The sequence below is a fragment of the Tenacibaculum sp. FZY0031 genome, from assembly GCF_036350695.1.
Taxonomy (GTDB): Bacteria; Bacteroidota; Bacteroidia; order Flavobacteriales; family Flavobacteriaceae; genus Polaribacter.
Genome location: NZ_JAZDVY010000005.1, coordinates 21,705 through 42,000, shown reverse-complemented (window position 1 = coordinate 42,000; position 20,296 = coordinate 21,705). Strand labels below are relative to the sequence as shown.

General features: G+C 31.8%; 17 protein-coding genes. 12 read left to right on the top strand and 5 right to left on the bottom strand.

Annotation, left to right across the window (positions count from 1 at the left end; all coding sequences use genetic code 11):
- Positions 1-55: 55 nt before the first annotated feature.
- The gene (locus V1T75_RS08110) at positions 56-418 is read right to left on the bottom strand and encodes a four helix bundle protein (protein WP_330488049.1); all 363 of its coding nucleotides are present in this window, start codon (positions 416-418) and stop codon (positions 56-58) included.
- Between the two features lie 44 nt (positions 419-462).
- The gene (gene rlmD / locus V1T75_RS08105; RefSeq protein ID WP_330488319.1) at positions 463-1,914 is read right to left on the bottom strand and encodes a 23S rRNA (uracil(1939)-C(5))-methyltransferase RlmD; all 1,452 of its coding nucleotides are present in this window, start codon (positions 1,912-1,914) and stop codon (positions 463-465) included.
- 136 nt (positions 1,915-2,050) lie between these two features.
- Here rlmD and V1T75_RS08100 point away from each other — a divergent pair, with 136 nt between their 5' ends.
- Both V1T75_RS08100 and V1T75_RS08095 read left to right on the top strand, forming a co-directional pair.
- A complete protein-coding gene (locus tag V1T75_RS08100; RefSeq protein WP_330488048.1) occupies positions 2,051-2,596 on the top strand; it encodes an RNA polymerase sigma factor in 546 nt (181 codons plus the stop codon).
- Between the two features lie 5 nt (positions 2,597-2,601).
- Positions 2,602-2,979: a DUF6768 family protein gene (locus tag V1T75_RS08095; protein ID WP_330488047.1), complete on the top strand. Its 378-nt coding sequence runs from the start codon at positions 2,602-2,604 to the stop codon at positions 2,977-2,979.
- Between the two features lie 71 nt (positions 2,980-3,050).
- On the opposite strand, the gene V1T75_RS08090 is transcribed toward V1T75_RS08095, so the two are convergent.
- The gene (locus V1T75_RS08090) at positions 3,051-3,746 is read right to left on the bottom strand and encodes an OmpA family protein (protein WP_330488046.1); all 696 of its coding nucleotides are present in this window, start codon (positions 3,744-3,746) and stop codon (positions 3,051-3,053) included.
- 14 nt (positions 3,747-3,760) lie between these two features.
- On the bottom strand, positions 3,761-4,237 hold the full coding sequence (locus tag V1T75_RS08085; protein ID WP_330488045.1) for a hypothetical protein: 477 nt from the start codon (positions 4,235-4,237) through the stop codon (positions 3,761-3,763).
- A 210-nt stretch (positions 4,238-4,447) separates the two neighbouring features.
- Between V1T75_RS08085 and rocD the strand changes: the two genes are divergently transcribed.
- A complete protein-coding gene (rocD, locus tag V1T75_RS08080; RefSeq protein ID WP_330488044.1) occupies positions 4,448-5,692 on the top strand; it encodes an ornithine--oxo-acid transaminase in 1,245 nt (414 codons plus the stop codon).
- 273 nt (positions 5,693-5,965) lie between these two features.
- On the opposite strand, the gene V1T75_RS08075 is transcribed toward rocD, so the two are convergent.
- Positions 5,966-8,941, bottom strand: a complete 2,976-nt coding sequence (locus V1T75_RS08075) for a DEAD/DEAH box helicase (protein ID WP_330488043.1) — start codon at positions 8,939-8,941, stop codon at positions 5,966-5,968.
- 288 nt (positions 8,942-9,229) lie between these two features.
- On the opposite strand from V1T75_RS08075, the gene V1T75_RS08070 reads away from it, so the two are divergent.
- From V1T75_RS08070 to V1T75_RS08030, 9 genes are all read left to right on the top strand, one after another.
- A complete protein-coding gene (locus V1T75_RS08070; protein ID WP_330488042.1) occupies positions 9,230-9,538 on the top strand; it encodes a hypothetical protein in 309 nt (102 codons plus the stop codon).
- A 730-nt stretch (positions 9,539-10,268) separates the two neighbouring features.
- Positions 10,269-10,751 carry a hypothetical protein gene (locus tag V1T75_RS08065; RefSeq protein ID WP_330488041.1) on the top strand — a complete coding sequence of 161 codons (483 nt, stop codon included), beginning with the start codon at positions 10,269-10,271 and terminating at the stop codon, positions 10,749-10,751.
- 2 nt (positions 10,752-10,753) lie between these two features.
- Positions 10,754-11,668: a hypothetical protein gene (locus V1T75_RS08060; RefSeq protein ID WP_330488040.1), complete on the top strand. Its 915-nt coding sequence runs from the start codon at positions 10,754-10,756 to the stop codon at positions 11,666-11,668.
- Positions 11,668-14,058, top strand: coding sequence for a TonB-dependent receptor (locus tag V1T75_RS08055; protein ID WP_330488039.1), 2,391 nt, complete (start codon positions 11,668-11,670; stop codon positions 14,056-14,058). The genes V1T75_RS08060 and V1T75_RS08055 overlap by 1 nt, the downstream gene beginning before the upstream one ends.
- Before the next feature lie 23 nt (positions 14,059-14,081).
- Positions 14,082-15,302 (top strand): DUF4374 domain-containing protein, encoded by a 1,221-nt coding sequence (locus tag V1T75_RS08050; protein ID WP_330488038.1) that lies wholly within the window; start codon positions 14,082-14,084, stop codon positions 15,300-15,302.
- A gap of 8 nt (positions 15,303-15,310) precedes the next feature.
- Positions 15,311-16,012 (top strand): ABC transporter ATP-binding protein, encoded by a 702-nt coding sequence (locus V1T75_RS08045; RefSeq protein WP_330488037.1) that lies wholly within the window; start codon positions 15,311-15,313, stop codon positions 16,010-16,012.
- 43 nt (positions 16,013-16,055) lie between these two features.
- Positions 16,056-17,486 (top strand): DUF3526 domain-containing protein, encoded by a 1,431-nt coding sequence (locus V1T75_RS08040; protein ID WP_330488036.1) that lies wholly within the window; start codon positions 16,056-16,058, stop codon positions 17,484-17,486.
- On the top strand, positions 17,483-18,904 hold the full coding sequence (locus V1T75_RS08035) for a DUF3526 domain-containing protein (RefSeq protein ID WP_330488035.1): 1,422 nt from the start codon (positions 17,483-17,485) through the stop codon (positions 18,902-18,904). Before V1T75_RS08040 ends, V1T75_RS08035 begins: the two co-directional genes overlap by 4 nt.
- Positions 18,905-18,988: 84 nt before the next feature.
- Complete coding sequence (locus V1T75_RS08030) at positions 18,989-20,293, top strand: MATE family efflux transporter (protein ID WP_330488034.1); 1,305 nt, start codon at positions 18,989-18,991, stop codon at positions 20,291-20,293.
- The last annotated feature ends 3 nt before the right edge of the window (positions 20,294-20,296 follow it).

Sequence of the window (20,296 nt, the reverse complement as noted above, 5' to 3'; positions counted from 1 at the left end):
TATCTGTTTAGTTGTTTATGGGTTTAGTTGTTTATCTGTTTATGCGTTTAGTTGTTTATGCGTTAAGTTGAGATTTTCTTAATGCGTTTAACATATTGGTTATCTTTTCTAACTTTTTTCTGACTAAAATATAATCTTTTTCAGAAATATAGTTTAGTTCTCTTGAGATTATGAGTTGATTTAACACTTCCATTGCTGAACTATAAGAAATAGTAATAAAACGTGCTTTATCTTTATTACTTTTTCGTGCTGTACCTTCTGCTAAGTTAGAGGCTATTGAAACTGTAGCTCTTCTAAGTTGTGAGATTAATCCGAATTTTTCATTTATGGGAAAGCTATTAGTTAAACTATATATATTTTTAGTTAGTGAGATACTTTCTCTCCAAACTTCTAATTTTTCAAAAGAATAAATTTTCATAGCAAATAAACTTTTAAACAATTAAATGAATTAACTCAACCATATTACTTCTCAAACAAAACTACCGTTTCTATATGTGATGTATGTGGAAATTGATCTACTAAACTAATCTTTTTTAATTGATACCCGTTTTTCATCAACTCTTCAGTATCACGAGCTTGCGTTGCTGGGTTACAAGATACATAAACCATTCTATCTGCGTTTAAGTTTATGATTTTCTTAAGCGTTTTTGGCGCAATTCCTGCACGCGCTGGATCTAAAATAATGGTTCTTATTTTGTTTTTATATTGTGGATGTTCATTTAAAAACTTTCCTACATCAGCTGCATAAAATTGTAAACCTTCAATATTGTTTCGTTCTGCATTCTTTTTAGCATCTTCAATAGCAGAAGCCACAATATCTACACCTACAATTTTAGTGTTATTCGACTTTGAAGCAATAATTTGCCCAATAGTTCCAGTACCACAGAATAAATCCATGACTACGGTATTGTCAATTGCATCTTTGTTTTCTAACGCATAATCAACTACTTTGGTATATAGTTTTTCGGCAGATTTAGGATTGGTTTGAAAAAAGCTTTTCATGCTGATTTCAAAATTTAAGCCTAATAATTCTTCTACAATCTTATCTTTTCCGTATACCAACTTCACACTTCCAGAGGTAGCAATAGTTCTATCACCAGTTTCGTCATTAATAGTGTGTAACAAACCAGCTACTCTATCGCCAAAAAGTTCTACTAAATAGTTGGCGAATTCTTTTAAATCAAATTTTGATAACTCGTGAGAAGTGGTTACTAAGTTGAATAATAGTTCGTTGGTTTTGTATGATTTTCGTACCACAAAATACCTAAAAAAACCTTCTTTTTTAGGTCCGTGCCAAGGAGCTAAACCAGTTTTTTTACAGTATTCTCTAATGTTTTTGATGTTATCTTCAACTTGTTTGCCAAATAAACCAGAATCTTTTTCAAGATTATCTCCCATCCACCAAACACCACGACGTTTAAAACCTAAGGTAAACTCATCTATATCGGTTTTATTTTCGCGATCGTAACCAATGGCAGAGAATCCGTATTCCATTTTATTTCTGTAATGGAATACATTAGGAGAAGCGATAAATTCATCAAACAAATCTTCAATATTTTCAACTTTACCAATGCGTTTAAATAAAGATAAAGTACTTTCTTGCTTGTATTGGTGTTGTAAATCAATAGGTAATTGAATGTACGGTGCTCCAGGAATATCTTGATAAGGAACAGTTACTTCATCATCAGAATGTTTTAAAACATCAATTAACTTACACTCGGCATATTTTTTCTTTGATTTGTCTACACGTGCTTTTACTAACTGTCCTGGTAAAGTGTTAGGAACAAAAACGACAAAAACACCTTCTTCTGAACGTATTCTTCCAATCCCTTTTCCGCCGAAGGCATAATCTTCAATTAAAATTTCAATGATTTGTCCTCTTTTTACAAATTTATTTCGTTCTCTTCTTGGCATTCTATACTGTGATTTATAGTGTGCAAAATTAGGAAAAGATATGGTTTGTGTAACTTTAAACTCAAACATTAATTCTTATTTTTAATAGAAAATTGAACCTTTTTATTTTTTCTACGTCTATGAGGTGTAATCAATTATGAAAAACTTGGAAAATATAACCGACACAGAATTGGTTTTAGCATATCAATCAGGAAACAAAAAGGCACTCAATGCTCTGGTTAAAAAATGGCATTTACAGTTTTGCAAATTTGCTTTTTGGATGGTGAAAGATGCTGATGTTGCTAAAGATATAGCACAAGAGAGTTGGAAGGTGATTTTTGGAAAACTCAAGGATTTGAAAGATCCAACAAAGTTTAAATCGTGGGCAATAAGTATTGTAAATCGAAAATCGATAGATTATTTACGCTCAAATCAAAGAAGAACTAAAAGCTTAAAAAAATATCATCAAGAGCAATTTAGGGTAAATCTTAGCGAAGATAATGGTGATATTACTATTTATAAGGAAAAAATAAAAGAGGCAATAGAAGTGCTTCCTAAAAATCAAAAAATAGTTATCGAGCTTTTTTATAAACAATGTTATTCTTTAAAAGAGATAGCAGAGTTGTTAAACATATCAGTAGGAACAGCGAAATCAAGGTTGTTTCATGCAAGAGAGAAGTTAAAACTAATTATTAAAAAATAGAAATCATGAGTAAATTAGAAGATATTGATGCATTAATAAAAGAAACATTATCAGAAGAAGAAGCAAAGTTTTATGATGAACTAGAAGAACAAAATGTTTTAGAAATGGTAGGAGGGTTGTTTGAAGGAAAAAATAAATGGATTATGTATATGATGAATGTTGTTACCTTGGTGTTTTTTGGGTTGTTTATTTATTGTATTGTGCATTTTTTTCAGGCTGAAGAAACTAAAGAGTTACTTAAATGGGCAACAGGTACTATAGTTTTTTTAGTAGGGGTAAGCATGTTAAAGATTTTTGCTTGGATGCAAATGGATAAAAAAGCAATTATTAGAGAAGTAAAAAGGTTAGAGTTGCAAGTGTCTTCGTTGTCTAGTAAAGTATAGACGGTTAGAGTTTATATAAGTAAAAAGACTACTCTAAAAGAGTAGTCTTTAAATCTTGTTGTGAAGGCTTTTTATTGGCCTGCTTCTTTTTTAGCTTCTTTTATCATTTGTTCGTTTGCAACAATAGCAAACTCAACACGTCTGTTTTTGCTTCTTCCTTCAGCAGTATCGTTCGTAGCAATAGGATCTTTAACTCCTAGTCCTTTAGTTTCAAAACGACTGTTGTTCAGCCCTTTGTTAGCTAAGTAGTTTTTTACTGAATTGGCTCTTTTTTCTGAAAGTTTTTGGTTGTAATCAACAGCACCTGTACTATCTGTATACCCATAAATTACAATATCAGTGTTCTCATAATCTTTAAATACAGGAACTAACTTATCTAAGTTAGCTTGTGCTGTAGCTGTTAAAGTCGCTTTGTTAGTAGCAAAACGAACAGCATTTTCACCTAAAGTAAGTTTAATACCTTCACCAACTCTTTCTACTTCTGCACCTGGTAAAGCTTCTTCAATTTCACGAGCTTGTTTGTCCATTTGGTTACCAATTACACCACCTGCAACACCACCTACAACACCTCCTAAAATGGCACCTAATTCAGAGTTGTTTTTACTTCCTACATTGTTACCTATTACAGCACCTATTACAGCACCAGCAGCTGTACCAATGGCAGCTCCTTTTTGAGTGTTGTTCGCATTTTGAACAGATTTACAAGAAGTAAAAATAGTTCCTGCTATAAATAAGATTGATAAACTATAAATGATTGATTTTTTCATAATGTCTTTGTTAATTATTGTCTTTGAAATGAGTAAGTTATGTCTTTTAGTTGTCCTGCAACGTTCACTTGATCAATTAAATCAAAACTAGTTTCGGTAATGTTACGTACGCTTAAAATATATCCAGCATTAACGTCTTTAGCTTTGTGATTATTAATAATTTTTAATACAAAATTACCATCTGTATTCACATACCAAGTAATGGGTGAGCTGAAGTCTTTACATTCTGTACTAGGGGTATTTAAACTCATTTCTCCTTTGTTGTTGTTTGAAACAAAACTCCAGTTACTACCAATAAAACAACTCGAATCTTCTAAGTTAAAAGAATTGACTTTTAAGTAGTCGGAACCTGAGAAATTAACCGCAGTAATAGTCCAGTTTCCTTTTAACATTCGCTCAGTTTTATTGTCAAGTTTGGTGTTCGTTACAGAAGTAGATTTACACCCTATAACCGCAAAAATTAATAGGCATATGATTGAAAGTTTTTTCATAATTAAAAGTTTAGTGTTTTTTATTTAGACCCAAAGCTACGAACAAAGTCACTAAATATTTAACTCATTACAATTTTTGTTGTGCTCATTTATTTATTAATTTGCACCTTTTTAGGGATGATTTCTTTCCCACGCTGAATTTTCGAGCTTTCGAAAGGATAAAGGTAGACAAGGAATGGTTATTTTATTCACATATTAAAAAATATTAAAATGGCTGTTTTAGACCAATTAACTTCGCAACAAGCGATTGACTTAGAAAACAAATACGGAGCGCATAACTATCATCCATTACCAGTAGTATTAAGTAAAGGAGAGGGAGTATATGTATGGGACGTTGAAGGAAAAAAATATTATGATTTTTTATCAGCGTATTCTGCGGTAAACCAAGGGCATTGCCACCCAAAAATAGTGGGAGCTATGGTAAACCAAGCGCAAACATTAACATTAACGTCTCGTGCTTTTTATAACGATATGTTAGGGAAGTATGAAAAGTTTGCAACTGAATACTTTGGTTTTGATAAATTATTACCAATGAATACAGGTGCTGAAGCTGTTGAGACTGCCTTAAAGATTTGTAGAAAGTGGGCATATGAAGTAAAAGGAATCAATGAAAATGAGGCCCAAATTATTGTTTGTAAGAATAACTTCCACGGAAGAACAACTACCATTATTTCATTTTCAAATGACCCGGTAGCACGTAAGAATTTTGGACCATTTACTGACGGATTTATCAAAATTGAGTACAATAACTTACAAGCTTTAGAAGAAGCCTTAGAAAACAACGATAATATTGCTGGTTTTATGGCGGAACCTATTCAGGGTGAAGCAGGAGTTTATGTGCCTTCTGAAGGGTATTTAGCAGCAGCGAAAGCCTTATGTGAAAAGCATAATGTATTATTTATTGCTGATGAAGTACAAACAGGTATTGCACGTACAGGTCAGTTATTAGCAGTAAACCATGAAAATGTACAGCCAGATATTTTAATTTTAGGTAAAGCATTAAGTGGAGGTGCGTATCCAGTATCTGCAGTATTGGCAAATGATAGCATTATGAATGTGATTAGACCTGGTAACCACGGTTCTACTTTTGGAGGAAATCCTGTTGCGGCAGCAGTAGCAATTGCAGCTTTAGAGGTAGTTAAAGATGAAAAATTAGCGGAGAATGCTGAGCGTTTAGGTAAAATCTTTAGAGAAGAGTTAGCTGAGTTTGCTAAAGAAAACGAGTTAGTAACGTTAGTACGTGGTAAAGGATTGTTAAATGCTGTGGTAATTAACGATACTGAAGATAGCTCAACTGCTTGGGATATTTGTATGAAGTTACGCGATAACGGATTATTAGCAAAACCAACACACGGAAACATCATTCGTTTTGCACCACCATTAGTAATGAATGAAGAGCAATTAAGAGACTGTATTAATATTATTAAGAAGACTATTACTGAGTTTAAAAAATAAGCTTACAGCATTGTATATAAATAAAGGAACGATTTAATCGTTCCTTTTTTTGTTGTTATTTATTAGTTTTTAATTACTAAAATATGAAACTAACATTTTTCTAAATGTTATTAAAAATGTTTAATAGCAAGTTAGGTATTTTTCTGTACACTTTTTAAGTTGATAATTTTTTGGTGTACAAGTGCTGTACACTATTTTTTTTATCAAATTTTTTAGTGTACAAGTGTTGTACACTTTTTAAGTTGGTAATTTTTTTGGTGTACAACAACATAATTAGTTAGCCATTTCATAAATGTTTAAGTGTCTTTTTAAAATTCCAGAAGGGGTGTTTTTGGTTTCATCAAAAATTCGAGTGTCTCCAAAAAGAATAAAGCTTTCTTTGGCTCTAGAAACTGCTACATTTAACATGTTAGGTTTGTTGTCTTTTTCAAAAAACATGGTTCCTTCATCATCATTAGAGTATACAGAACTGAACAAGATAATGTTTCGTTCTGCTCCTTGTAAAGCGTGCACGGTACCTAGCTTAATGTCGCTAACTTTATAACCCGCATCGGTTAAGGCTTTAGATAATTCTCCTTTCTGACTTGCAAAAGGAGTAATAATTCCTAAAACAGGTTCAATAGCATCTACATCGTATGCTTCTTGAATGGTTTCTTTATTTTGTTGTAACCAAGAAATAATAGCTTTTACTTCACTCATATTTTGACGACTGTTGTATTTGCGCTCACTAACTCCTTCTATATGATATGCCATCATTGATGGAAATGCCTGATTTTCTTTAGCTTTTCCTTTCATAGGTTTTAAAATACCATCGTAGGCCAATTCGTTACAAAAACTAATAATTTCATCATTACATCGTCTATGTTCCAATAAAACTAATCCTTGTTCTTTTTTTGCGGGTAATGGCGTTTCAAATTCGCAGGCATTTTGAGCCATTTTCATAATACTTCCGCTAGAAGCTAAAAAACCTAATTCGTCTAGATGCGCGTCATTTTGGTTTTCAATAATATCAAGACTTGTTAAGTTTCCTTGGTCAATTTTTTTAGGAATAGACCAAATAGGTTCAATTTGTTGTAAATCACCTACTACAAAAGCTTTTTGGGTTAATGAAAATACAGGGATGCTTACTTCTGGAGTAACCTGACCTGCTTCATCAATAATTAACAAATCTAAAAAGTTGTATAGCGGTAAGTATTCAAAAATAGGTTTTCCGTTTTCGTTTTCTCCTTGAAATTGACTGTATAAAAAGTGACTTGGTGCTGTATAAAAAGTAGCTACAAAGCAAGGAGTAAGCATCGCTCTTCGTTTCCATTTTGCTTTAATAGCATATTCTCCTGTTCCTTTTTCGGTGTTCTCTTCTAACATTTCTCTGGTTTCTAGTAACCAGCGCGCTTCCCAATAATGGGTTGCTAATAAGAATGCTTTATGACGTAAATCAATATCTAACTCATCGTAAAAGAAACGCTGGGTTGCATCGTTAGTTTTAATTTTTTCATATTCATACGCCCACATTTGTTCTTCTGAAACAAAAGGAAATCCTTTAATATTGTTTTCATACTTCCAATTTTTTAGGCTTAAATGTGATTGCAGTAGCAGGTTTACATTGTTGGTACATTCTTTTATATATGCTGCCGCTTTTTTAGCATCCAACAGTGTTTCTGCTGTAGCTTTAAAAATATGTTCAGCATTTCTTGTTTCAAACGCAGCTTCATCAATAAAATAGTGTTTTACTTTATTAATAAAATCAGTGTCTTTTGTCGATGTTTTTAAATCGTTTAAAACAGTTCTCCATTCTTGTAGTTTGGAGATTTTAAATGTACTTTTTTGAACAAAATCTTCTTCGTGTACAAGTATGCTGTTAATGTAATTTACAGCATTTATATAGTTTCTAGAGAAATCAACACCATCGGCTAAAATAGTTTGAATACCCATAATTTCTTCTTGTAGATGGTTACACACATCGTCAAGTGAATTTGTTTGGGTATTGAAATACTGACAGTAGTTTGTTAAAAAATAGTATTCTGCTTCAGAGATATATTTTTCATTCTCCAGATTACAAAGTGTTCCTTCATGACCAAATAGGTTTCCTTTTAAATAATTGATATTGGCTAGTTTCTTCTCACTTTTTGAACTGGAAGGGAGGTAGGTTGCATATCCGTTAAAATCAGGAATCCAACGGTTGGCTAATTCTCCCATGGTACTTTCAGAGTTGATAAAGCTATCAATAATATTGGTTACTGCTTGGTTGTTGTTAGAACAAGCTAAGATAATCGGTGCTTCTTCACCGTTAATAGCGGCTTTTACAAACTCGGTAGCAACCAAGCTTTGCAATAGGGTAGTTTTTCCAGTTCCTGGAGGTCCGTTTACAGCGGTAACTGCATTTTCTTCGGCTACTAAATACGATAGTAATGTTTTTCGCTGACTAACAGAAAGCGGGAATTTATTCGACATTTGTCCTAAATGCAAATGATTGTAAACTAAGAATCCATTATCGGTAATGGCTTCTTGTCGCTCTCTAGTATATGGATTGATGATTTTGGAGAGTACGGGTAATTCATCCGTGTTTTTAAGTAGGTTTTCGTACAGAAATAAAATACTTTTTGCGGTAGAAATTTTAGAACTTAATGCGAAATAAGTAAGCTCATATTGTGTGGTATAGCGTTCTACTTGGTAGCGATATAGATTGCTAAAAGTTATCGCAGAAAATACTTCGTTAATATAGTTCCAGTATTCATCCCAAGGTATAGGTTCTTCGCTATTTTCAAAATCGGGAGCGTCTAGGTCTTTGGCATCTAAAACGGTGTCGATAGAAGAGAAGATAAAATCATTCTTAATATCTGCCATAGGAGTTAGATAGTTACGAACAATTAAAGGAAAGCCATCTTTTGGAGCCGATAATTGTCCTGAACGATTTACAATAGCACTAATCCAAAAAGGATGAATAGTACGTTGTTTGAATTTAGTGTTGTCGGTTTGATATACTAAATGAAAAGGTGCTATTAATAGTTTAGTTTCTTCTACTTTATGCCATTTAGGGTTGTCTTTTTTAGTAATTCCTTTTAACCGATTAATTCTACGTTCTTCAACATCTAGCAGTTGATTTGCTTGTTTAGAGTTGATGAGTGCGTTACTTAAATCGGATGATTTTTGATGAAAAAGGTTTTTTATTTTACTAATGTCGATAGCTAGGTTTTCACTATCAGATAAGCTGTTTTTATAATATTGTAACCAGTTTTTTTCGTCGTTCATAGTTGTTCTCGTACCCTTGAAATGTGATTTTTCTGTAAGAAAGGGTGCGAAAATACTATATTCAACGGGTGAAAAAATAGTTTTTGTTAGCTTTTTATTAACGAAAAAAGAGGAGAGAGGATAGTGGGTTTGTTTTCAGTAAATTAAAAATTGTTGTTAAGATGTTGTTTTACACTATGCATAGTTTTTCCATAAATATAGCTAGTTTAACTACGAGAGTTTATAATAAAATTTAAGTAGTAAAAAAAAAGGTGTTTATATAATTTAATTTATTATATTCGTAACCAAATGGAAAGTAATCGTTTAAAAAATAGCATTGCATATTTATTTCTTGTCCTGTTTCTATCAATGAAAGTAGGCGGGTTGCACGTGCTATCCCATACAGACGATAAAGACCATACATCACACTGTACTATATGTGATCATACAGTTGCAAGTGATTTAACTCCGTTAGTTACTCCTGATACTCTAGATTTTTCGGTAGAAAACACCGAGCACGTTGTTCAGAGAGAAGTAATTAAAAGTTATAATTTTATTATTTCAGGTACTATTACTGCGGAGCAACTTTTTTCTAGACCTCCACCTTTTTTAGTGTAAGAGTTTTTATTTTTACATTTAATCTTTCTTATTAATGTTTTTTTATTCAAGTATTTGAGCAGTTATAGAATATTAGCTTAAATAGTGCTTGTAATGAATATGAGATACGTTGTTGTGATGTCTCAGTTTTAAAGAGGAGAAAAATACAAGCTTAAAAGCTCTTACCACCACTTTGTTTTTATTTTAATAACCTATTTTCTTTATAGCTTTAAAGGAATAGCTCATAGTATATTTAGATGTAGGATTATCATCTAAAACATATTACAGCAGCTTAGATGTCTTTACATGTTTTTAAGGGTTTTACAACAGTTATAGACATTAGATAATATAAGAGAGAGAAAGCCTCCTAAATATACTAGAGCATAGGTTATTACTAAAATTTAAATTTCAAAAGAATCTTTACAGAAATCTTTTAGTTTTTCAAAAGACTAAGTCTCATTTTGAAAAGCCTAGGAATTCTATTGGATTTATGTACCATAATATTAAAGAAGTTGCAACAAAGGGGATGCTGAAAACCTTATAGAATAGAGTAGGCCAAACTTTAAAATTTTTAATTATGAAAACCAAAGAATCAATGATTTCAGAAATTTTAGCTGATAAGTCTAAGCAAGCAGCTGGAACTACACATTGTAGTAATTGTGGACACTGTGTTAACACTTTATAGTCTGCAAATTTATTGCGGTAGGAATTTATCCTACCGCTTTTTAAAAAGTAAAAACAATTAAATATAATGGAAGGAAAAGTTACAGAAGAACAATTAGATAAACTCCTAACTTTTAGTGATGAAAATGTAATATCTAGGTTTTTAGATATGTATGATGTTACAGAAACTGAAGCTGAAGATATATTAATGGAAACGTTGAAGTTTTTGTATATAAGTCAAATTCCAGGAGTCTTCATTCCAGATGATTTATTAATTATAGATGAAATGTGGCACAACCTTATACTGTTTACACCACTTTACCATAAGTTTAGTAAAGAATACTTAAACACCCCTTACTTTCATCATCTTCCTGCAACTAAAAAAGAAAAAGATGAAAGAAGTGAGGCTATGAGAATTGCACCAGATGAAGCAAAAGAAAAGTACCTCAAGAAATTGGAATTTTTGTTGTCTACAACCTACGATTATTTTGGAGAAGAAACCATGGTAAAATGGTTTAAAGTATATCCTCAAAAATACAGCAAAGAAAATATTAAAAAATTGAAAAAATAAGGATGAGCATTTTTCCCAAAAGAACCATTCAAGGTAAAACCGTTACCATACACTGGAATTTTAATACAGCACACTTAAAAGGTAAACACTTATGCCCATTGGTAAAAATAGGAGTAAAAGATCCTAAAGGTAATGTAACAATGCTTTTTGAAAATCATGTTGTTGCTTTTCCAGAAGAAAATGAAAATAAGGAAGAAGTACCACAAAAATTAAAATATTTAAACAAAAACACTCCGCTTTTAGTGTTGGCTTCATATTTAGAAGGAGCTTGTAAACGTGAAAAACTTGTAGAAATTCTTACAAATATACAGGCGGGTCGCCATTATTATTTTACATATAATATACCCGATAATGCTCCTTTAGGAAAATATACTCTCGTATCTGAGGTACATAATAACGGAAATATAAAGTACTCAAAAACTCACTTAGACGATCATTTTTGGGTAGAAAAAGTTTCGCTAATCAATGTAAAAAAAGAAGAAAAAATAGCAATGGTTTACAATCATTCAGAAGAGAAAACTCCAGTAAAAACAGTAAGGTGCTTTATCAACTCTGAAGGTTGTATGAAAACAGAAATGGAAGCTTTTGAAATGAATCCAAATGAAACAAAATCACTTTCAATTTCAACAGGAAAAACTTTTTTACTCTACAATGAAGAACGAGAAATAGTGCCTTTATTAGAAGAGAACCCCGCACACTTAATAAAGAATCACGAAATACTATTAGTTAGTAAATCACCAGAACTTAATTATCTCATGAAAAAGGATACTGATGAAGCTTTTTCTCTTAGATCAGAAGCAAAAGAATTATGGGATAAAGCTGACGGATTACTCACTAAAAACAGTTTATCAAAAAAAGAATTAGAGGTATTTAAAGAAATGGAAGCAGAAGGACTGATAAAGCAAGTAAGGTTATAATGGCTAAAAATTATTTTAAATCAGAGATGTTATACTTTGAAAAAGTAGGAAGTAAAAAAGTTATATGCATACTATTTTTTAGCCTGTTAACAAGTAGTTTTTTGTATTCGCAAACAGTAAAAGTTTCAGGAGTAGTAACTGACAATTTAGGAATTCCTTTATTTCAGTCTCATCTCCAAATACAAGAACTTAATAAAAATGCAGTAACCAATGAGGACGGGAAATTTACATTTAAAAAGATTCCGAAAGGAAAATATAGCTTAAAAGTATCTTATATAGGTTTTAAAACAAATTACCAGACGATAGATGTTTTAGATGAAAAAACGAATATAAAACTTACGATTCAATTAAAGCCTGAGCAAAATCAGCTAAATGAGGTAACTCTTGAAGGAAAATCAACAGTTCAAAGATTAAGGGAGAGTACAGCTAACGTGTCAGTTTTACAAATGGAAAAGTTTCGAGAGAGGAACATTAATACAAGTGATATTGTAAAACAAATTTCAGGGGTAAATGTACGACAAACAGGAGGCTTTGGTAGTGATGCAAAAATCTATGTAAATGGGATGACTGGAAAATCGGTGCCCTTTTTTCTAGATGGAATTCCTTTATCATATTTTGGAGCGGGATTAGGGTTAAATGTATTGCCTTCAAACTTAATAGAACAAATTGAAGTTTATAAGGGAGTTGTACCTGTAGACTTAGGAGCAGATGCTCTTGGAGGAGCGATTAATATAGTTCCTAGAAAATCATATTCAGATTATTTAGATGTTTCCTATTCAGCAGGATCGTTTAATAGCCATAAAATGAGCGTAAATGCGCAATTGATGAGTTCAGACAATCAATGGATGTTTGGGGTAAATTCATTTTTTAATCACTCTGACAATAGCTATAAAGTAGATGTTGAAATACCAAACGAACAAGGAAACCCAAAACCAGCAAGAGTTAAACGCTTTCACGATAAATACTCTAACCATCTTTTAAACATTTATGCAGGAGTTTTAGATAAAAAGTATGCAGATCGATTGGTTCTCAGTGCGCGTTATTCAGGACTTGACGATGATATACAGCACAATGCTATTATGGCTCAACCTTATGGGGAAGCCACTTATAGTGAATCAACCGTTGGAACTTCTTTAGAATATGAAAAAAAGAATATTTTAAAGAAAATGAACATGAAATGGTATAGTGCTTATAACCGTACCAGAGGACATTTTATTGATACTACCCTGAATGCCTATACTTGGGATGGTAAAATATATCGTAAACGGACAGATGGTGGGGAAATTTCTACCTCACGAAATTCTTTAAAATTAACCTCTCAAAGTGTTTTAAATCGAGTTAATTTAAACTACCATCCTTGGAAAAAAGGAAAGTTTACGTTGAATCTTTTTTCATCTTGGTTCAGAAGAGTAGGAGAAGACCCAATTGCGGCTGAGTTTTATGGAGAAGACTTTTTTAAGAATCCAACCCAACTTTTTAAAAATGCTTTAGGAATAGCTTATGAGCACCGTTTTTCAAAAAAATTAACGAGTTATACAGCAGCAAAACATTTTTGGTTAGATGCGGATGGGTATGAAATAAAAAACCTTGATTTTGTTCCTAACCAGCAAGAAACATCAAATTTTGGATTTTTACAATCGCTTCGTTACCATCTTACAAAATCTTTTTTAGTAAAGTCTTCTTACGAGTATGCTACGAGACTTCCTGATGAAGTGGAGCTTTTTGGAGACTTTACCTTAATAAAATCCAATCCATTTTTAGAGCCAGAACAAAGTCATAATCTTAATTTAGGTTTTCAGCTAAAAACAAAAAAGGTTAATTGGGATACGAATCTTTTTTATCGAGGAACAAACAATGTTATTTGGTTGCGAACCTCACAGTTTTATTCCCAATATCAAAATTTACTAAAATCACGTACGCTTGGGGTTGATATGGAGCTGCACTATCGTCCGGTTGATTTTCTTGATATAAAAACAAATGCTACTTATCAAGATTTACGAAATCGTTCACCGAAAAGTATTACTGGTGCTGTGGATAATCGTTATTTTAATGCAAGACTACCTAACATTCCTTATTTTTTTGGAAATGCAGAAGTACGTTATCACAAAGAAAATTTCTTGCACACAAAAAATACTATTTCAGCATGGTGGTCTGCAAACTACGTAAATGAATTTTATCTGTTTTGGGCTGTAGATGGTAATAAAGATTTAAAAAACACCATTCCATCTCAATTTACTCAAAATTTAGGGATTACTCTTTCTCGTCCAGAAAATAGATGGACGGTTACTGCCGAAGCAACCAATATATGTAACGAAAAAGTATTCGATAACTTTAGTGTACAACGTCCTGGAAGAGCATTTTATATAACACTTAGAACATTTATAAATTAAAAATAAACATCAATAAATAAAAAATGAAAACACAATTCGTAAAAAAAATAAGTTTAGTATCACTTTACACATTTGTATTAGTTTTTACATTCATAGGGTGTAGTAGCGATGATAATTCACCAGTTGACGAAACCGATCCAGTAACTATTAATTTTGGGATTACAACAGTAAGTGGAGCATTTCCTAATCAGACCTCTTATATTCAAGGAAAATCAAGTTTAGAATTTTCAACGATAGGAAATGACAAGGCGTTAGAATTAACTGGAAATACAAGAACAGTTTCTTATAATAAAGAGTTGTATGCATTGCCTTTTGGAGCACCTGCAACCCTTGCAAAGTATTCATTTAATGAAGAAGGAAATGCAGTTGAAGATCAACGTATTGTTGTTCCTGGAGCAAATACTTTTTCTGCCCTTTATTTTGAAAGTGAGGAGGTAGCGTATGCTTCAGTAGCAGGGGGAATTTCAAAACTTATTATTTTCAATCCAACTACGATGCGCATTACAGAAGAAGTAGCTTTAACATTAATTAAAGAAGAATTTCCTGAAGCTACACGTACCTATTATACAGATATGATTGAACGCGATGGAAAGTTGTTTATGGGAGTGCATTATGAGAAGAATTTTGCTCCAGTAAACGATTGGGCATATGTAGCGGTAATTGATTTAAAAGAGAAAAAGGTAGAAAAAATAATTTCGGATAAAAGAACAGGAATGGTGTTTGGCGGACATGCAGCAAATGCAGGAATGATTAAAACTATTAATGGGGATATTTATGTACAAGGTTTAGGAACTACAATGAGTAGTGGAAGTAGCCCTAGTGGTTTGCTAAAAATACCTAATGGAGAAACTTCTTTTGACCCAGATTATTTTATGAATATGCAAGAAGCAACAGGAAACGTATGTTATGGAATTTATCATGCGCCTAATGGAAGAAGTTTTACAGCAAGAGTAGAGGAAGTAAGTGATTTTTATGAGTATCAAACGGGACAACCTCAATTCAAATATTTTGAGATTGATGTTCAAAAAAAATCGAGTTTAGGAGCGGTACCAGGGCTTCCTACCACATATGGATCTCGTAGTATGATTATTCTTCCTTATAAAGACCAAAAATTATTATTTACAACAGCAACGAATGATGAAAATGCGGTGTTTAGTTTTGACCCCAGTTCAAATACATCTAGTAAAATGTTTACGTCTACAGGTGGTTACATATCAGGTCTTGAAGATTTTAATAACGAATAGAATACACCATGTTAAAAGCACAAGACCTCACAAAAAAATATGGTGATTTTACCGCCTTGAATAGTTTAAATTTGAATATTAAAGCAGGAGATATTTTTTGCTTGCTTGGTGCTAACGGTGCGGGAAAATCAACAACTATTAATTTGTTTTTAAATTTTATTGAGCCTACATCTGGTAGCGCTTTTGTTAATGATTTAGATGTAACAAAGAACCCACAAGAAACAAAAAAATGGTTGTCTTATATTCCTGAAAATCTCCAGTTGTATCAATATATGACAGGACTGGAGAATCTTCACTTTTTCTGCGGTCTACAAGGTGTGGATATAGAAAAAGAAGCATTAGAAAACTTATTAATACAATCAGGTTTGCAAAAAGATTTTATTAAGAAAAGAGTTCGTAGTTACTCTAAAGGAATGAGACAAAAAGTAGGGATTGCTTTAGCGAGAGCTAAAGGAGCCAAGGTATTACTTTTAGATGAGCCTACCTCTGGATTAGACCCTAAAGCAAGTAATGAGTTTTCTGAACTTCTGCTTAACATGAAGCAACAAAAAGTTGCCACCTTAATGGCAACACACGATCTTTTTAGAGCTAAAGATACAGGAACACATATTGGTATTATGAAAGAAGGAATTTTGGTTGAAAAGATGGAATCAAATCAAGTTTCTTTTCATGATTTAGAACAAAAGTACTTAAAACATATGCATGAATAGTGTGTAATAAGTCATTACATCTAAAAAATAAAAATGTAAACAGATGATACATCAAGTATTTTTAATAGCTAAAAAAGAACTTACCAGTATAGCAAGGCAAAATGCTTTAAAAATTTTGTTTCCTATTATTTTGTTCCTCTTAGGCTTTTCACTTTATGCTGGACATATAGCTTATAAACAGGAAATGGATATGGTGAAAAAGGCTCAAGAAGAAAGAAGAACTGAGTGGTTAGAACAAGGAAATAAGCATCCGCATATTGCGGCTCATTACGGGACATATGTTTTTAAGCCTAAAACGCTTTTAAGTCTTTTTGATTTTGGATTGGATACGTATACAGGAACTTCTGTTTATTTAGAAGCACATTATGCCCATGAGTTTATGTTTAGACCTGTACAAGGATATGGTAATATGGCTCGTTTTGGAGAATTGAGTGCAGCTTTGGTACTTCAGTTATTATTACCACTTCTTATTATATTCATCACTTTTCAAACTTTTAGTAAAGAAAAAGAAACGGGAACCTTGAAGTTGTTAATAGGACAAGGAGTTTCAATGAGATCCATTTATTTAGGTAAAGTTTTGGCTTATTTTTTAATAGTCCTACTCATATTAATATTATTTTTTACAGGACTTTATATTGTAGGAATAATTGAAGATGATAGCTTAGTAATGCAAGATGTAGGCTTACGAGTTTTATTTCTCTTTTTTCTTTACGTTGGGTATTTATTTGCTTTTACAAACTTTTCTGTTTGGGTTTCTTTTAAGTCTTCAAATGCGCGAAACTCTCTTCTAACTTTATTAATGTTTTGGATTACGACTGGTATTATTATTCCAAAAACCTCGGCTAATATAGGAGAGAGTTTATATCCTTTACCATCTCTTAAAGCATATAAAGAGAAAATTAAAAAGGATATAGATAAGGGGTTGCCTATGGATGGCTCTAAAGAAGAGAGACTTGTTAAATTAAAGGAACAGTACTTAAAAGAATATGGAGTAGACTCTTTACATCAATTACCACTAAATTTTGAAGCAATACGAATGCAAGAGGGAGAAGAATATGCTTATAAAGTACAAAAAGTTCATGATTCTCTTCTTAACAGAAGGTTTGAATATCAAAATAGAATAGGAAGTATAATAGGGTTTGTTGCACCGTACATTTCAGTAAGAAATTTTTCAATGGCTTTTGCTGCAACAGACGGGTACAGTTTTAATGATTTTCAAGAAAAAACAAAAGCATACCGTCTTAAACTAATGAGAAAAATGAATTATGATATGGCTGTAAATTCACGTTATGGCGAGTTTTATGAATACAAAGCAGGAAGAAATTTATGGGAAACGGTTTCTGGGCTAGAATATCGTACACCTAGTGTAATGAAAACCTTTAAAAATTACAGAATAGAATTAATGTCATTAATTTTTTGGGTTTTAATAATGTTCTTACTAATACCTTCTTCTCACAAAAATAAATTGATATGAAATTAACGATATTATTATGGAGGCGTGAAGGTATTTCAATCGTTAGAAATACGTTTCAAATAATTTTGCTTACCATCGTATTTTTATTGGGTATTTATGCTGTTTATTACGGGCATTCAAAAATAACGGAGCAGCGTAAAATAATTGAGAATGTTAAACATATTGAAAAGAAAGAATTTGAACAGTATAAAGAGAGTTTTTATACCAATCATACTTCGTTAAAAGATAAACAATTATTTGACATAGCTTCTAAGCCAGCCTATGCATGGTATCGACATGGATATCATGCAATTTTACCTCCTCATGGTTTAGCACACATGTCTTTAGGACAAAGAGATATAGAACCTTATTACTATAAGTTAACGGGAATGAGCTTATATTATCAATTGTTTGAAAATGAATTAGCAAATTCACTTAAACTCTATGTTGGAAATTTAGACCTATCGTTTGTTTTTGTTTATTTGTTTCCATTGCTTATCATAACTTTTACTTATGGATTATATGCAGAGGAGAAGGAAAACGGAATGTTACCCTTATTAAGGTTACAATCTATAGGGCTAAGAAAAATCCTCTTAATTAGAATTGCTTTTTATTATGTTTTAGTTTTAGGATTAGGAATCCTTTTGTCTATAATAGCCTTTACGGTTGCTGAAAAAGTAAGTATTTTAAGTGCTTGTTTATGGTTATTAGCAGTCTTGTGTTATTTCAGCTTTTGGTTTGCCTTAATGTTTCTTTTAATAAGCTTGAAAAAGAATTCTTCATTAACAGCCATTACTGCTGCTGGTTTATGGTTACTTTTTTTAATAGTTTTTCCAGCAATATTAAATGTATATGCAAATATTGTACATCCGATAGACAATACTTCATTAGCTGATATAACCCGAAGAAGAAGTCTTGAAAATGAAGAGAATATAGAAGAAGCTAAAGCTGTAGTTGTTGAGTATTTAGATTACCGAGATGATTTAAAAGGAGCAAAATCTTTAATAGATGTAAATACAATGGCCAAGGCTTATGCATCTTTTACTGCGCTTAATGATAATCATCACAGAGAAGAAGTACAGGAGTATTTTAAACAAATTGAGTTAAGACAAGAATGGGTTTCTAAATTTCGATGGGCAAATCCAGCAGTAAATGCTCAAGGAATGTTTAATGAAATAGTTGAAACGGATTCTGAAATTTTTCAATCCTTTTATCAATCAATTGAAGTTTTTCATAAAAATATTACCAATTTTTACTTCAACAAATTGTTTTTGGGCAAGCAAATAACAATAAGAGATTATGAAAGGTTGCCTAAGTTTAAGTTGAATGCTGATTATACTAAAGGTCAAAGAATAGGAAAAAGTTTACTAGAAGTAATACTTATAACCTTTATAATTTTTGGAGTATCACTAGTTTTTTTTAAAAAAATAACTTCTTAAAAGAGTGGTGCAAATATGAGTTCCAAAATAAAAAATAACACAAAACAAAAGCTTGATTTTATTAATGATAGCCTTTGGGGGCTTATGTTAAAACTATCTGTTCCCAGTATTTTGGGTATGATGGTTATATCTATAAACGGGCTTGTAGATATATTTTATACAAGCTATTTTATAGGAATAAAAGCTTTTACAGGAATTTCAATGTTGTTTCCTTTAATGCTAGTTGTTACAAGTATTACTGTTTTTATAGCTGCAGGCTCTGCATCTGTTCTTAGTAGAGCTATAGGCGCCAAACAAATTGAAGTTCAAAAGAAAATAATTCCAAACATGATAGCCTTATCTCTCATAGGGGCAACTTTAGTAACTGTTTTTGGAATTGTTTTTTCTCATGAAATAGTTTTAGTAATAGGAATTTCAGGAGAACTATTTACCTATGCTTTAGAATATTTTAAAGTATACGTTTTGGGAGCATTATTCAGTATTTATGGTCTGTCAGCTAATAGCTTAATACGGGCAGAAGGAAACATAAAAGTAGCAATGCAATTCACAATAGCTTCAGTAATTTTAAATATTTTACTAACTCCCATCTTTATTGGTGTTTTACATATGGGAGTAGCAGGTGCTGCATGGAGTAGTATTATAGCAATGTTTATTTATAGTTTGTTAACATCTCTATATTTTATCCGTGGAAAAGCAACATTTAAAACAGAGGCTTTTCGAATAAGGTTGGAGTATAAGATCCTCAAAAATGTTTTAAGTATTGGTTTTTCAGCATTTACAATGCAACTATCTAATTTGTTTAGACAGTTTTTACTTTTCAGATTAGTGGTTTTCTATGGAACAGTAGAAGCTATGGCGTTTTTTAATGCTGTTTTTAGGTTGTTTACTTTTTTAGCTATTCCGCTTTTAGGACTTTACCAATCTATGCAGCCAATTATTGGAATTAATTACGGAGCCAACAAGCCGTCTAGGTGTTTAAAAGGAGTAAAAATATACAGGTTAACAGGAATTGTTCTTGGTGCTGGACTGTTAATTCCGATACTGATTTTTCCTGAGGCAATGGTTAATGTTATATTACCTAATGTAAAACTTAATGATACAGAAATTTTTAATGTACGAATGCTATTGAGTATTTTATTAGTTATTCCAATATCTTCTAGTAGCATAGTTCTTTTTCAAGCTATAGGAGAAGCAAAATTAGCAACGTTGTTACCTATTGGAAGACAATTATTATTGTTTGTTCCGGTAGTATTACTTTTAACTAAATACTTTGGAATAGAGGGGATATATTACAGTTTAGCTTTAGAAAATATATTATACGCTTTGGTTTTATATATTGTATCTAGAAAAACACTTAAGCAAATATCTAAGGGAATAATACAGGAATAAGTA